10 protein-coding genes and 3 pseudogenes are annotated in these 14,987 nt (G+C 59.7%); 7 read left to right on the forward strand and 6 right to left on the reverse strand.

What is annotated here, in order from left to right; genetic code table 11:
- Positions 1–346 (forward strand): annotated as a pseudogene (locus tag WM40_RS16775) (2-aminoethylphosphonate aminotransferase); the annotation flags it as partial.
- A 335-nt stretch (positions 347–681) separates the two neighbouring features.
- On the opposite strand, the gene WM40_RS16785 reads toward WM40_RS16775, so the two are convergent.
- Positions 682–960, reverse strand: coding sequence for a hypothetical protein (locus tag WM40_RS16785; RefSeq protein WP_157685826.1), 279 nt, complete (start codon positions 958–960; stop codon positions 682–684).
- A 344-nt stretch (positions 961–1,304) separates the two neighbouring features.
- Here WM40_RS16785 and WM40_RS16790 point away from each other — a divergent pair, with 344 nt between their 5' ends.
- Positions 1,305–1,655: a transcriptional regulator gene (locus WM40_RS16790; RefSeq protein ID WP_024902392.1), complete on the forward strand. Its 351-nt coding sequence runs from the start codon at positions 1,305–1,307 to the stop codon at positions 1,653–1,655.
- Positions 1,656–1,727: 72 nt separating this feature from the next.
- Here WM40_RS16790 and WM40_RS16795 read toward each other — a convergent pair whose 3' ends face one another.
- A complete protein-coding gene (locus WM40_RS16795) occupies positions 1,728–1,973 on the reverse strand; it encodes a hypothetical protein (RefSeq protein ID WP_036008133.1) in 246 nt (81 codons plus the stop codon).
- A 920-nt stretch (positions 1,974–2,893) separates the two neighbouring features.
- Here WM40_RS16795 and WM40_RS16800 point away from each other — a divergent pair.
- From WM40_RS16800 to WM40_RS28020, 4 genes and pseudogenes are all read left to right on the forward strand, one after another.
- A complete protein-coding gene (locus tag WM40_RS16800) occupies positions 2,894–3,661 on the forward strand; it encodes a carbonic anhydrase (RefSeq protein WP_024902390.1) in 768 nt (255 codons plus the stop codon).
- Between the two features lie 103 nt (positions 3,662–3,764).
- Entirely contained in the window at positions 3,765–4,670 is a 906-nt protein-coding gene (locus WM40_RS16805) for a bestrophin family protein (protein WP_024902389.1), read from the forward strand.
- Between the two features lie 293 nt (positions 4,671–4,963).
- Positions 4,964–8,053: pseudogene (gene mutS / locus WM40_RS31515) on the forward strand (DNA mismatch repair protein MutS); the annotation flags it as partial.
- 107 nt (positions 8,054–8,160) lie between these two features.
- Positions 8,161–10,014 carry a hypothetical protein gene (locus WM40_RS28020; RefSeq protein WP_052738374.1) on the forward strand — a complete coding sequence of 618 codons (1,854 nt, stop codon included), beginning with the start codon at positions 8,161–8,163 and terminating at the stop codon, positions 10,012–10,014.
- Between the two features lie 7 nt (positions 10,015–10,021).
- Here WM40_RS28020 and WM40_RS16820 read toward each other — a convergent pair whose 3' ends face one another.
- Entirely contained in the window at positions 10,022–10,570 is a 549-nt protein-coding gene (locus WM40_RS16820) for an FKBP-type peptidyl-prolyl cis-trans isomerase (protein WP_024902386.1), read from the reverse strand.
- 185 nt (positions 10,571–10,755) lie between these two features.
- On the opposite strand from WM40_RS16820, the pseudogene WM40_RS16825 reads away from it, so the two are divergent.
- Positions 10,756–11,973: pseudogene (locus tag WM40_RS16825) on the forward strand (cupin domain-containing protein); the annotation flags it as partial.
- Between the two features lie 542 nt (positions 11,974–12,515).
- Here the strand turns inward: WM40_RS16825 and WM40_RS29605 are convergent.
- The 3 genes from WM40_RS29605 to bamC all read right to left on the reverse strand — a co-directional run bounded on the left by WM40_RS29605 (position 12,516) and on the right by bamC (position 14,974).
- Positions 12,516–12,830 (reverse strand): hypothetical protein, encoded by a 315-nt coding sequence (locus WM40_RS29605; RefSeq protein ID WP_052738382.1) that lies wholly within the window; start codon positions 12,828–12,830, stop codon positions 12,516–12,518.
- A gap of 160 nt (positions 12,831–12,990) precedes the next feature.
- Positions 12,991–13,767 carry an MBL fold metallo-hydrolase gene (locus WM40_RS16835; RefSeq protein WP_046153453.1) on the reverse strand — a complete coding sequence of 259 codons (777 nt, stop codon included), beginning with the start codon at positions 13,765–13,767 and terminating at the stop codon, positions 12,991–12,993.
- Between the two features lie 67 nt (positions 13,768–13,834).
- Positions 13,835–14,974 (reverse strand): outer membrane protein assembly factor BamC, encoded by a 1,140-nt coding sequence (gene bamC, locus WM40_RS16840; RefSeq protein ID WP_046153468.1) that lies wholly within the window; start codon positions 14,972–14,974, stop codon positions 13,835–13,837.
- Positions 14,975–14,987 lie beyond the last annotated feature (13 nt).

Here is a 14,987-nt window from a genome sequence, read left to right on the forward strand (position 1 = left end):
GCGCGAATTCGATGAGGACGGTGGCGTGCCGGCGCGTCATGCACGCTACGCGACGCTCGCCGAGCACGTACGCCACGGTTTCGCCGCATTGGGCATCGAGGCGTTGCTGCCCGCCGAACAGTCGTCGGTCGTGTTGCGCAGTTTTCGACTGCCCAAAGGGGTCGACTACGCCATGCTGCATGATGGCTTGAAAGCGGCCGGTTTCGTGATTTACGCGGGCCAAGGCGCATTCTCCCGGACGATGTTCCGTATCTCGACAATGGGCGCGCTGACAATCGAAGACATGCAGCGCTTGATCGAAGCCGTGGCGCGCATCCTGATGCAAGCCAAAAATCGCACCGCATGAGTGGTGCCGCTCCTCGCGCATGCCCGTGCGCCGCGCGGCCCGACGAGGCATGGAGCGAAGCGCGAGGCACGTCTTTCAATCCTCCTCTCGGCAGCGCGTTCACATTGGACATGGCAGCGTTATTGATCAGCGCCGTCATGCCGCGTCATTTCGACGCACCCTGTCATTTCTCTAAATAAAAAAACAGGTCACGAAAAATTATTTTTTGTTGTTTTAACGTGCACTCCCGTCACTTGCGCACCCGTGCAACGAGGGATTCAGTACGCCTCGAAAGGGCCATCCATGCAACATTGCTTTCATGGCATGGACGACCACAAGGCGAGCGATGAGATCTCCTACGGACATGTCACCAAGCCGCGTCGGTAGATAGGCCAGATCGCCGGAGCAGATACAAAACGAGGGCGAGGCAAGGAGCCGAGTGCCGCATTGACGGCGATAAGGCGGATGAAGCCATATCGCGCAAGGCCCATCAGGAAGTGGTCCCGCCGTACGCCGATGGCCGCCAGACGGCGTGCGCTGGGCAATGTCTTATCGGGAACGACGCCAAGGAAGAACACCCAGCACGGATGTGCACGGGTGTGACGCGTCGCGAAGACTCTCCGGTTTCTGGCCATCATCCGACCAGGCCAACCGTCCCGAACGTCAAAGCCACGAGAAGCCGTGTACAGCAGAGAGTGCTAATCGCTCGCTGTCGAGAAGCAAGAAAAAGGGGCGCAAATGTCAGAACATTTAGACCGTACCGCGCGAGATCGAGCACGGCCCAGGCAAAAATCGACGTCATGAACACGCGACGATTGCTGTTCGTCGTTGTAGAATCTCAGGGCTCGGCGAGACCCTTGCGGTCAATGTAGTGCCAGCATGTTTGGTAACGAACGCAAACCTCACGGCGCACGTTCAACGCCAATCTCAAAAGTTACATACCGTAACACTTCTTTTCACGTTTTTATAGATTACGACGTTGAGCCGCCCCGCCGACATCTACTTACGCTTCCTTCGCCTCGCGGAAGCCATCAAGGGACTGCCGTCCTTGCCAGCCCTCGATCCGCTGGAGGAGCGCATCCTGCAATTGATTGCGCGTCGCCAGGATGCCCGAGAGCGCCTGTCCGTACGCGACATGATCGCATTGAGCGAGTTCGGCTCACCGACGATGCTGCATCGTCGGTTGAAGTCGATGCGCGCGAAAGGCTGGATCATGTTGCTTGATACGGAAGACACTCGCCGCAAGCAACTCTCGCTGACACCGGCGGCGATGCAACACCTCGACTCCTTGTCCCAATGCCTGGTCCAGGCTGTCGGAAAGCAAGCCTGACACCCATGCGCCTGTCGGGCATCCGTGGGCGCAATCCGTCGGGCGTCGATAAGCCCGTGCCGTTCGGGCATATCAGCCATCCCATTTTCGTGTATCGCGATTCAGGTCGGCGAAAAAGCGGGGAATCCATTCGTACTGGCGCAATGGCGTCGCGTACTTATATTCTCGCGAATTGATCCACACTGCCATTTCGAGACTTTCCGCGCGTTCGTCTTCACTGTAGGCACGTACGTCGAAACCATCGGGGTGCAAACCATCCTTATGACAGTGTTCGGCAAAGTGTTGCTGCTGATCGGCGGGAACAGGTATTTCTCGCATGATGCGTTTCCTTCTCCATGTCTCGTTGCACCTCTGATTATTCGGCGTGACACCGAATGCTTTGTTTGTCATCACCACGAACGCAGTGCACGTCGCGCGCTACGTCATCCCACCTCGAACCCCGTTCAACAAAAAATACGATGCCGTCATATCACTGAGATTTACGTAATATTTCGAGCATGATCGCACCGTTATCGCCTCTTTTTAGAAGCACGCCAGATCAACTAACGCTAGAATGAGATGCGTTGGAAGAGCATCGAAACCGAGGCGAAGGCATGCGTGCAACAAAGGGCATCCCTGGCAACGGGCAACCGCCACGTGCACAGGATCACCGGTAAGAAACAAACTCCGCGGCATCGACGGTGTTACAGCGATTTCCGTGCCCGGCCGCACTAGCAGGTCAGCATGCTTCGTATCGCGTAATGCGCGGCCCCACGTGGAACGCGTCCGATTCCAGGATGCCGCGTGCTCCCAAGGCAGAGGCCGAACGACGAGATCGCTGCATGCTTGGTACGAGGGTGGCAGCAACGACGTAACCACTGTGAATTCTGTATGTCAATTCGCATGTGCGCCGGATTGGTCTTATAAAAAGCACACCTTACGGAAACAAGAGGCGATCGCGACCCAATCTCATATCTCTGTCAAGGAACCCTTGGTAGATTTCTTACGAATGGCTGACAGTTTTTTTGAAGCGCGGTTAATATTGAGACTCACTGAGACATCGTTGAGACGTCGCCACAGCGCAGTTCGCATGCGGCACGCAATCGACGCCTCTCTTGCGAGAATTTGCGACAGCGCCGTGATGCCTTCATGCAAACGGCATGGCAATGGATGGCATCAACTCGCCCCCCACTCAATCATTTGTCGAAGGAGCGAACGTGAAAACATTACATATTGGTAAACCGAGATTTTCAGCCCTGATGTCTTCTGCTGAAACAGATACATCAAGCGGCGGCCAGGCGTCTTCAAGGACGGCAGCCGCGCCGGCGCACACCACGAACGGTGCCTGTCACTGCGGCGCGGACCATACCATCGAGTCCTTGCTTGACGGGGTCGCGCGTTTTCAGAACGACACCTTTCTTTCGCAACGCGCGGAATTCGAAGCATTGTCGGAAGGTCAGGCGCCACATACCTTATTTATCACTTGTGCCGATAGTCGCGTGGCCCCGGAGCTGATCACCGGTGCCCGCCCCGGCGAAATATTCGTCTGTCGCAACATCGGCAACATCGTGCCGGCGTACGGTGAGATGTTAGGGGGTGTATCAGCCGTGATCGAATATGCGGTACTGGCGCTGAAAGTAAAGCACATCGTCGTATGCGGTCACACGAACTGTGGCGCAATGAAGGCATTGAGCGCCGGTCCGCATTTATTGAATGAGTCAATGCCGACCGTTCGTGCCTGGCTGCGCAATGCGGAGTCGGCGCGCTCCGTTTTGATGGCAACGCACGGCGAGGAAGCCATCACCGACCATGATGCCCTTGCCTTTGAGAACGTGTCGACACAGTTAACGCATTTGCGCACCCATCCGTCGGTTGCGGCGCGGCTTGCGGATGGCTCGTTGCAGATACATGGGTGGGTCTTCAATATCGGAGGCCCCCGCGTCGCGGTCCGTGACCACAACGGCGTCTGGCATAGCGATATACGCGGCAGCACATCCGATGTGGCGGCAATCGAGACGGCGAGCTGAACGCCCGCGCTGATCCGAGGCGACTTGGCATGCACGCCGCCGCCCGACCTTGCGCGGGCGCCATGCCAGGGGCCGCACAATGCTTACCAAGCAGGAATCGATCATGGTGATCTTGCAAAATTCCCGGTTGCCCTCGCTGCTTCAATATGTCGGGTGGCAATTGGCATCGCTGTTCATATGGGACGTGTTCGTCGTGATAATGTACACGCTCTATGCCGACGATATCGGCGTGCGCCTGCCCGCGTTACCGGTGACCTTGTTCGGCTCGGCGCTGGTGCTGTTCCTGAGCCTGCGCAACAACGCCGCCTATGCAAGGTGGTGGGAAGCCCGCACCTTATGGGGCGCCGTTGTCAATTCCTCGCGCAGCTTTGCGCGAGAAGCGCTCACCTTGATCGCCGATACACCGGAAAGCCGAGAACTAAGGCGCACACTCGTCATACGGCAAATCGCCTATGCCAGCGCATTGCGACTGCACTTGCTGAAGAAGCGGTCCCCGGACATGCTAGCGAATATCGACGGCCTGGATATCGAAGAGCAACGTCACCTGACCGCCCATACCAATGTGCCCAACGCGATCCTGACGCGTCACGGCCAGGATGTCTCCGAGGCATGGCGTGCCGGTTGGATGAATCGATTCGACCGCGTGCGCCTGGAATCGACAATGGTGGATCTGTCGAACGCGCAAGGGGGTCTCGAACGGATCTGCAACACGCCCCTTCCGAAGCAATATGCTCAGTACCCAAAGCTTTTCGTCTCGGCATTCTGCGTGATCATGCCATTGGGGCTGGTGGACAGCCTGGGGATCTATACGCCGCTGGCTTCCACACTCGTTGGCTTCATGCTGATGACGATGGAGAAAATGGGACACGATTTACAGGACCCGTTCAGCAATAACGTGCACGACGTGCCCATGGCATCGATCTGCCGCACTATTCAGATCGACCTGCTTGAATCCATCGGCGATCGTGCACCGTCGCCGGCGAAATCAGTCAAGGGCGTGCTGTGGTGACATGGCTGCCGTGGCGCGGTGCATGCTTTTTTCAATAGCGTGCAGCACCTTATTGTGCTTCCTGTCATGCACGGGCACCAGGCGGCATTGCTGCTGGCGCTTGATAGTGCACGCATGCGAATGAGAAAGCCTGCAGAGGGACGCGGGCCGCGCATCCTTGGACCGATGACCAGCCTTCTGGCCAGCATTGCCTTCGATCGTTCGGCATAGTCTGCTGCTGATGTACCATGTCGAGATTCGTGGCGGGTGATAATTGATTCCCCGCCCGCAGACGACAGACGTATAAAGGCTTCATGGCAAAAAACGTGACAGATCAAGGCGGTTGCGCGGACACCCTCGCTGGCCACACGCCGATGATGCGTCAATATTGGACGCTGAAACAGGGCTACCCGGAGACCTTGCTCTTCTATCGGATGGGCGACTTCTACGAGTTGTTTTACGAAGACGCGGTCAAGGCGGCGCGTCTGCTCGATCTTACCCTGACGCAACGCGGCAATTCGAACGGCGAACCGATCAAGATGGCCGGCGTGCCGCACCACGCCGTAGAGCAATATCTGGCCAAGCTGGTCAAACTTGGTGAATCGGTCGCGATTTGCGAGCAGATCGGCGACCCGGCGACATCCAAGGGGCCGGTCGAGCGGAAAGTAGTCCGTGTGGTCACCCCCGGTACGTTGACCGATGCCGCACTCCTCGCGGACAAGCGCGATGCCTATTTGATGGCGTTGTCGTTCATCAGCCCCAAACGCGGCCAGAGCGCGGTCCTGGGCATTGCCTGGCTCAATCTGGCGAGCGGTGCCTTGCGCTTGAGCGAAGTGGCGCCCTCGGCATTAGGCGCGCTGCTGGAACGGGTACGGCCCGCCGAAACATTGGTCGCGGACGCCGATTTGCCGCCCGAATGGGCCGCCATCGTCGCGAACAACAGCGGTACAACCGGGGGGACGAGCAGTGCCGGCAAGGTTACCCGCGTACCGGCCTGGCATTTCGAGGCCCGAAACGGGCAGGAACGGCTCTGCCAGCAATTGGGAGTCGTTTCGCTGGACGCCTTCAATGCACAGCGCATGCAAGCGGCCGCCGGCGCCGCCGGCGCATTGCTGATCTATGCCAATGCGACGCAAGGCCGAGACCTGACGCACATCCAAACCCTGAAGGTCGAGCATGACGCCGAATTCATCGGTCTGGACCCGGCCACCCGGCGCAATCTCGAATTGACCGAGACACTACGCGGCACCGATTCGCCGACCCTGATGTCACTACTTGACACCTGCGGTTCATCGATGGGCAGCCGCCTGTTGCGCCATTGGCTGCATCATGCGCCGCGCGACCAGCGAATCGCGCGATTCCGCCACGACGCGGTACAGGCGTTTCTCGATCCGCAACGCATCGGCGCCACCCCGGATCCGCACATCGGCGAGCACGCCGCTTTCGGCACGATCCGGCAGACGCTGGCGCGCATCGCCGATGTCGAGCGTATTACCGCACGCATCGCACTGCAAAGCGCTCGGCCGCGCGACTTATCCAGTTTGCGTGAGACGCTCGCCGCACTGCCGGTATTGCAAGACGTGCTGCGAGGCTTTGTCGCACCGGAACACTGGTCGGCGGCACGCGGCGAGCAGCAAGATCACACGGTCACGACGACGTCCCTTGCAGGCACCGATGGCGATGACGCATTCGATGCCGACAACCAGGGAACGACGGATGTCGCCGGTCATATCGACTGCGATACACAATCGCGTCGCGCCGATGAGGAAGGCAACGGTGCTGAAGACAAGCTCGATCGCCCCTTGCTTGCCGCGTTGCTGCGCGCGCTTGCACCGCCGCTGGAAACCATCGCCCTGCTGCGCGATGCCGTGGCCGACGAGCCGGCAGCCATGGTTCGCGACGGTGGCGTCATCGCGCGCGGTTATGATGCACAGCTCGATGAACTGCGAGACATCTCGGAAAACTGCTCGCAATTCCTGATCGATCTCGAAACGCGAGAGCGCGCCCGTACCGGGATCGCGAACCTTCGCGTCGAGTACAACCGCGTCCACGGCTTTTATATCGAAGTCACGCGCGGACAGACGGACAAGGTACCGGACGATTATCGTCGACGTCAGACGATGAAAAATGCCGAGCGTTATATCACGCCTGAACTCAAGACATTCGAAGACAAAGCGTTGTCGGCACAGGAACGCGCGTTGTCGCGCGAAAAGTTGCTGTATGACAGGCTGCTCTCGGCCCTGCTCGCGCATATCCCGGCATGCCAGCGCGTGGCTGATGCGCTGGCGCACCTGGACGTGATTGCGACGTTTGCGGAACGCGCGCGCACATTGGGTTGGCAGGCGCCGTCGCTGGTCGACGCGCCGGGCATCCACATCGTTGCTGGGCGGCACCCCGTTGTCGAGGCGCAGATCGAGCAATTCATCGCCAACGATTGCCTGCTCTCAGATCAACGGCGCATGCTGCTGGTGACCGGCCCGAACATGGGCGGTAAATCCACGTTCATGCGGCAAACAGCGCTCATCGTGCTGCTCGCCTATGTTGGTAGCTTCGTACCCGCGGATCGCGCGACGCTCGGCCCGGTAGATCGCGTCTTCACCCGGATCGGCGCATCCGATGACCTTGCTGGTGGACGTTCGACCTTCATGGTCGAGATGACCGAGGCAGCCGCCATACTGAACAACGCAAGCGAACATAGCCTTGTCCTGATGGACGAAATTGGCCGTGGAACGTCGACATTCGACGGACTCGCGCTGGCATGGTCGATCGCCCGGCACCTGCTCTCGCACAATCGCTGTTTCACCCTGTTTGCCACGCATTATTTCGAACTGACGCAGTTGCCGGAACAGTTCGCGCAAGCAGCCAACGTGCATCTGAGCGCAGTCGAGCACGACAAGGGCATTGTCTTTCTTCATACCGTCTCGGAAGGTCCCGCAAGTCAGAGCTATGGCTTGCAGGTGGCGCAACTGGCGGGCGTCCCGCCTGCGGTGATTCGTGCCGCACGCAAGCGCCTGAGTGAACTCGAACGCCAATCCGCGGGCAATACGCGCCAGGTCGTGCCGCAACTCGACCTCTTCGCGGCGCGTCCAATAGAGGAAGCGGAAGAAGCGGAATGGGATCGCGTCGAGTGGGAAGCGGCGGAGCCTGGCGCGGCTTATCCCGCACAATCCGGAAACGGCAATCGCCATGCGCCTCAAACACGCGTTCCCGGCATGCCGCAAGGGCGTGCTGCGTCGAAGGCGTCTGACGATCATGGCGACGACCCGGATCAGCATGCAAGGCAACCGGCACGACACGCCGCATTACTGGCGCGACTGGCCGCGATGCAACCGGATGATCTCCGCCCCAAGGAAGCACTCGATCTCTTGTATGAGTTGCGCGCGCTCTACGACAGTGAAGCCGATACAGCCGCCAATCCAGCTCCTGGACCGAAAGGCGCCTCGCTGCCGCGAGCACAGGGAAACCCGATCACACCGTGATCTGGCCAACCGTGCGCCCACCCGCCCCATCAATGGCCCACGGGCCATGGACCGCACGGCTTATCGTCCTTCTCGCCCTGAGTGGCGCGACGGCGCAGACAAACGCCGTGGTGACGACCGTGTTCGCGGCCTCTGCGCCACGCACCGCGTCAGTGGCCATAGCCGGTCGGACAGCCACATCAGGTGCATCGCACGCATCGGCCGTGACACCAGACGACAGCACGTCGTTTGCGGTCCTCGCCAACATGCCATCGTCGACGGATGATGAACGAGACACGCAAATCACGCTGCAATCGATCGCCCATGCCGCAGGTGTCCATTTCATCGTCGATCTCGGCAACATTCGAGGCGCCGACGAATCATGTAGCGACGCCCTGTTTGCGCGACGACGGGCGTTGCTCGATGCCGTCCCCGCGCCGGTGGTATTCGTGCCAGGCATGCGCGACTGGGTCGACTGCGCCCGCCCTGGCGCCGGCGGATTCGATCCCGTCGAACGACTCGACGCGATCCGTGATGCCTTCCTATCCGGCAACCAATCGCTTGGCACCCCGGCGATGCGCGTCATCCGGCAGTCGGAACTGCCGGCTTTCATTCCCTATCGCGAGAACATGCGATGGATCGATGACGGTGTGGTCTTCGCCACGCTTAACGTGCCAGGCGGCAATAATCATTTTCTCGACGGAGGCGGACGCAACGGCGAATATGAAGATCGCGAAGTGGCCAATCGAAACTGGATCGATCACGCCGTCACCGATGCGGAGCGGCGCCATGCCCGCGGCCTCGTGTTCCTGTTCGCCGGCGATCCCGGGTTTGCCTCCAACGCCACGGGCGCGCGCGGGAATGAACGCGATGCCGCGGGCACCCACTGGGCCGCCCCGTTCGATTGGTGGTTTCGCCGTCCGCACGAACGGGATGGCTATGCGTCCTTGCGTCGCGACCTGCTGCAGGCCGTGGCGCGCTTTAATGGTCCCGTCCTGATCATCCATGGACGTGACACGCAACGCGCAAAGGCATCGCGTAAAAGCCCTCGCGCAAGCGATTCAACCCATGGCAGAAGTGCGCAAACGGCGAAACAAGAAAAACGCGACGAAGCAAGCAATGAGAAGCGCGGTGTACGCGTACTCGATAACACGCTGCCGCCGGTGGTTGCCTTGGAGACACTGACTCGCGTACCTGACGGTCCCGTCCTGCATGATGTGCAACAGGTGATGGTGGACAATCCCCGTGGGTCCCGGCAATGGCTACGTGTTACGTTGCCCACCGCAACGGAAAACCGAACGACCACGCGGCCGGCGCGCACGGTCCACGGCTCGGCGCACAGGCGCAAGAGCGAAGAAGGGTCAGGATTTCACATCCGAGTAGAGCGGATCGACGATGCCGCTTTCGAGACGGCATCTCGCACCGCGCCGCCTCCGCCAGCACCATCGAACGCGTCGCCGGATACACCGTCGAGCGCGCCATCGACGACGCGCCCCGCCAGCCCGATGCAGCCTGCCGGAGCGCCCGCCAATGGCATGGGATTACCGCCCTGGCCCGGCAACGCGTTCCGCCTGAATCCGGCCGGCACATCCCGCGAACACGAGGCGCAAGGCATTCCCACCGCCAGGCCAGGCCCGTATCAAAGCGGTCTTGCATCCAATGCAAAAAGCACGTCGGATTACGACGTGCTTTCGACTGCGTCAGGCATAGCGACTCATCATGCGCCAACGCAAGACACTCCCGCCGTAAATACCGGCGCGCTGGACGATTCGCCACTACCGGGCGAACCGGAAGAGCCGGCGGACCCGGTTGAAACTGGTTTGGGCGATGATGCCGACCACAGCGGGACATCAGCGTTGAACGGTATTACAAGGCCAGAAATGCTACCCCTTCCCCCTGCCCGATAACCCCCGACTAGTGCAGCGTCGGCTTGGGGGGCGGCGTGCTGTCGTCCTCGTCGTCCTCATCCTCGTCAACGACCTCAAGACCATCGATGCCATGCGCATGCTCGTGCTCGATTTCGTCTTCGGTCGCCTCGCGGACTTCCGTCACCGTCAGGGCAAACCGTAGTGCCATGCCGGCCAGAGGGTGATTCCCGTCAAGCACAACCTTGTCTTCCGCCAGATCAGTGACGGTATAGATGAGGGTTTCACTAGCTTCATCCGCTTCATCGGGTGCGCCCTCAAACTGCATGCCGACTTCCAACGGTTCCGGAAAACGGGTACGGGCTTCCACCTTCACCAGCTCCGGATCGTAATCGCCAAACGCGTCGCTGGGCTCGAGCTGGATCTGCGTCTCGAAACCATTCTCCTGCCCGTCCAGCGCTTCCTCGATCTTGGGGAACGTGCCATCATAGCCGCCGTGCAGATACACGAGTGGCTCATCACTTTCTTCGATCAGATTGCCTTGCGCGTCAGACAGCGTGTATTTCAGCGCGACGACGGTGTTCTTCGCGATTTTCATTCGGTTCTCCGATTTTCGCCCCCATTATACGATGCCCGACCGGCTTTCTCGCGTTCGCGTTCCCCGCGTCGCAACAAAACATGCACCGCACGCGACAATCGAGTGTCTCGCACCGCGGCTGCCCCACCCCGTGCCACCCACGACAACGTGGCCAGTCCTCTACCGCGACCAGCTTTCCAGACATCATGCGTAAGTCTCTCCGACATCCCCTTGCCTTGCTCGGCGGTTTGAGTCCCATCACGTTCATGCGCGAATACTGGCAGCGCAAGCCACTGCTGATCCGCCAGGCGGTTCCCGAGATCGCCGGCCAGTTTCACCCAGATGACCTGTTCGATCTGGCGCAGGATCACGATGTCGAATCTCGGCTGGTCGAACGCCGTCGCGGACGCTGGCATTTGACCCCGGGACCATTCGAACATGATCCGCGCGACCCCAACCCCGTCACGGAAAACGGTGACTGGCAAGGCAACTTCGCGAAACATACCACGGCCCCGCATCGACGCGGCCCTGCCGACCGCTCTGCTGTGCCGCGCCGACTCGGCGACAAGGACTGGTCCCTGCTGGTCCAGGGCGTCGATCTCTTCGATGACGACGCGGCGGCATTGTTACAGCGATTCCGATTTATTCCGGATGCGCGCCTCGATGACCTCATGATCAGCTATGCGGTGGATGGCGGCGGCGTCGGCCCGCACTTCGATTCCTACGACGTCTTCTTGCTTCAGGCCGAAGGACGGCGTCGCTGGCGCATCAGCGCTCAGACCGACCTGCGTCTCGACCCCGCGCAACCGATGAAGATCCTGCGCCATTTCGTCCCCGATGAGGAATGGGTGTTGAATCCAGGCGACATGCTGTATTTGCCCCCGCATATTGCCCACGACGGCATCGCCATTGGCGAAAGCATCACCTGCTCGATAGGTTTCCGCGCCGCCGACGAAACGGAACTCACCGTGCAATTTTTGCACACCCTCGCGGAACAAATTGCCGATGCGCGAGCGCAAGCGGATCGCGCGCCGATACAGCCGGCAACAACTGTCGCCAAGACCCCGCGGCGCGGGCATGCACGGAGCACTGAACCGGCAAGCACCGGTCGACCGGTCCACCGCCTATATCGCGATCCGGATCAACCAGCGGTCTCAAAACCCGCAGCCCTGCCGGCGCAACTGATTGCCCATACCCAGGAAGTACTTTCACGTGTCACCTGGGACGGCAAAACCGTCGGTCGCTTCCTCGGCACGTATTTGACGGAGCCGAAGGCAAACGTGTTCTTCGATGCGCCAACCCGACGCATGTCCCGTGAAACGTTTGTCAAACGGCTGCTGGCACAGGGCTTGCATCTAGATAAGCGCTCACGGATGCTTTACGACGATTACGGCGTATATCTGAATGGTGAGACATTGCCTTTGGATCACTGGTCGGAGATGTTGGCAAGCGCCGGAGAATCAAGAGAGGCTTCAACGCGCGAAACGTCGTCACAAGCGAGGGTCGCACTGCGGTCGAACATCACAAGGCGGACCGCATCCGTGCCAATCGTAATACGACGATTGACCGTCAAAAAAGCCCGTCGAATGCTGCGTGACAGCCTGATGAAACTGGCTGATCAGCGGTGGTTGCAGCCTGACGATTTTGTAACACTCTCTCACGATTCTCCGATAGTATCGGCGTGGCACGAGTGGTATCTTGCGGGCTGGATTCGGTTGGCTGTTGCATCCGATCGATAGTCGTGGCAGCGTGGTATGCCACAGCAGCGTCGTCGATACGACGTTGCAGGCCTTGAGCGGAAGAAACCGGCTGAGTTACCTGCATTGTGTCGACGGTGCGGCGCAAAATGCATATAATTTTGTGTTGTGCTGTCGTAAAGGATTACGCACGATGCCACCGCTTTTCTGTCATCACGGAATGCGGGGCCGCGTGCAGTAGTACACACGAACGGACGTTTAGCAGTAGCTTACTTTAACCATAAAAGGGACGTGATCATGAACAAGACTCTCATCGTTGCTGGTTCGCTGGCATTGGCATTGGCACTGGGCGCTTGCGGCAAGAAGGAAGACACGAGCAACGCGAGCGCGGCAAGCGACGCGGCAGCGTCGGCTTCGGCCGCTGCATCGAGCGCAACGGCCGCCGCTTCGAGCGCATCGGCAACGGCGAGCGACGCGTCAGCGTCGGCAGCAGATGCCGCTTCGAGCGCAGCTGCAGCATCGTCGACGGCAGCTTCGGCAGCCATGGCAGCTTCGGGCGCGAGCCAGTAAGTCATGTGATTCATATTGCCCGATCGTTCATGGCACGAACGGGCGATATGTGTTAAATGCAAAAAACCGGCTTTTAGCCGGTTTTTCATTTTTACATGTCAAATGGATGCGCAATCATTGATCGATGTCAGACAATGACATGTAAGGGGCGAAGGCGTACGTCGACGCAACGCCCTATAGCGTCAGCCACGCGAAACCCTCATCCTGGGTAGCGATGATGACATCCTCGTCCGCCCTGCCCCAGACCGCGTTTATTGCCGTCCGCGCCAACGCAGCCTGATTGTTTTCCTTGCTTAGATGGGCGGCCACCAGATGTCTTAAGCGACTGTGATTGAGCGAACCCAGAATTTCGGCCGCACTATCGTTCGCCAGGTGCCCCAGCGTGCCCCCGATTCGCGCTTTCAATGCAGCGTGATAGCGGCTGTTCGCCAGCATCGAACGATCATGGTTGCATTCCAGTACCAACGCATCGCAACCCTGTAGCGCCTGCGTAATGTGCGACGTACCGCATCCGGCATCCGTCAGCACACCCAAGGTCCTACTGCCATCGCTAAACACGAATTGCAACGGTTCACGTGCATCGTGTGGCACCGTGTAAGGGCGAATCTGAAAATCTCGCAATGCGAGCGGCACACTGCATTGCAGCAGATGCAATGCGATTCGCGCATCGCCGACCGCACCCATAGCTTGCGCCGTACCCCAACTGGTGTAGAGCGGAATGCTGAAGCGGCGACACAACGTCAACGCGCTGCCGATATGATCGGAATGTTCATGGGTGATAAGAATGGCATCGAGATCCTCGACGCACAGACCTACCCGCTCCAGACGGCGGGAGATCTCCTTGGCAGAGAAGCCGCAATCAAGCAAGATGCGGGTCGTCGTGGTGTCGCTCGTCTGCTCCACAACGAGGGCGTTGCCCTCGCTACCACTTCCCAGGCTGGAAAATCGCATCAGCCCACCAGCCGGCGATCGGAATGGATCGCCCCGACGACAAGTAGCCGCGCAAACGCAACCGGCATCAGCTCAATTGCGCTTTCAACAAGGTCACCAGACGACGCGCTTCACGCGAACCATCCGGGCGTCCGTTGACGTCGAGCACCATCACTTGAGCACTCCCCGCGGCATCTGCACGGACGGTTACGTGTAACGGTGCACCACTGCCCTTTGTCGCAGGCCCCTTGAATAATTTGCCGAATATTCCGGACGTCCGAGCATTGTCGTTGACCGGATTCGCATATCGAACAATAAACGTCCCCGTTTGTTGATTGCTTTCGTCGACAAGGAAATCACTTCGATCCAGTGCCAGGCCAACACGCAACCACGCGCGATCAACCGGTTCATTGACGCGCAGGATCGGCGCACCGCTCGTGGTGTCCAGCGTTACCACGCGGGCATCCGCCGGACGTGCGCTGACAATCAGCTGTTTTGTCTGCGCATTTGTCAGGCCGAAACGCTCCATCAGCCTGCCCATGAAAGCCAACTCGAGTTCCGGGTTGCGCGGACTGTCTTCCCAACGCGTGGTGGTGGCGGTGTTGCCGGTGCCCACATCCTTTTCCACCATGCCGCGCTGCGTGATGTATACCGCGGTCCCGCCGTCCGCCGTCCGCTCCAGCCGCGTGCGGAACTTGTCACGCGTCCCGGAAGAATAAATGCCGTCTACCAGCTTGCCGAACGTGCGGCGGAACCAGTCGTTCGGGATTTTGGCGCGATTCTCTGCCCAATCGGTCTCCATCACACCGGTTGTCGGGGAATCGAGTGCGATGTCAAAACCGTTGTCCGCCCAGAACGTCTTCAGGATTGGCCACAACTCTTCCGGTGAGCGACCATCTACGATCAGCCATTGCTGATTGCTGTCCTTGACCACATGCATGCCCAATGGGTCTTGTGGCGTGGGAAGCCCTATCGTCTTGGCGCCATCCTGCGTAATGCTCATCTGCGGACCGGGATTTGCCACCGCCACCGGCGGCGCGACATACTTCGAGTCGAGTTGCGGCTGCGCGAGACCGGGCGGTACTTTCAGATCCGGTACCGACGTCGCATGTGAATAATCGACCTTATCCCCGGCCAGCTTGTCCTTCAATCCGGCACACCCCGACAACGACGCAACCGTCGACAACGCCAATAGCGCCATGGCAGGACGATACGCTTTCAAATTCATACGCGATTCCATA

Source organism: Robbsia andropogonis (genome assembly GCF_000970345.1).
GTDB classification, from domain to species: Bacteria; Pseudomonadota; Gammaproteobacteria; order Burkholderiales; family Burkholderiaceae; genus Robbsia; species Robbsia andropogonis.

What these genes read in the sequence shown, in the direction of transcription:
- WM40_RS16835 (WP_046153453.1), bottom strand. Translation starts at nt 13,767, where the DNA reads ATGCGATTTTCCAGCCTGGGAAGTGGTAGCGAGGGCAACGCCCTCGTT.
- WM40_RS29605 (WP_052738382.1), bottom strand. Translation starts at nt 12,830, where the DNA reads ATGAATCACATGACTTACTGGCTCGCGCCCGAAGCTGCCATGGCTGCC.
- bamC (WP_046153468.1), bottom strand. Translation starts at nt 14,974, where the DNA reads ATGAATTTGAAAGCGTATCGTCCTGCCATGGCGCTATTGGCGTTGTCG.
- WM40_RS16805 (WP_024902389.1), top strand. Translation starts at nt 3,765, where the DNA reads ATGGTGATCTTGCAAAATTCCCGGTTGCCCTCGCTGCTTCAATATGTC.
- WM40_RS16800 (WP_024902390.1), top strand. Translation starts at nt 2,894, where the DNA reads ATGTCTTCTGCTGAAACAGATACATCAAGCGGCGGCCAGGCGTCTTCA.
- WM40_RS16795 (WP_036008133.1), bottom strand. Translation starts at nt 1,973, where the DNA reads ATGCGAGAAATACCTGTTCCCGCCGATCAGCAGCAACACTTTGCCGAA.
- WM40_RS16785 (WP_157685826.1), bottom strand. Translation starts at nt 960, where the DNA reads ATGGCCAGAAACCGGAGAGTCTTCGCGACGCGTCACACCCGTGCACAT.
- WM40_RS16820 (WP_024902386.1), bottom strand. Translation starts at nt 10,570, where the DNA reads ATGAAAATCGCGAAGAACACCGTCGTCGCGCTGAAATACACGCTGTCT.
- WM40_RS28020 (WP_052738374.1), top strand. Translation starts at nt 8,161, where the DNA reads ATGGCCCACGGGCCATGGACCGCACGGCTTATCGTCCTTCTCGCCCTG.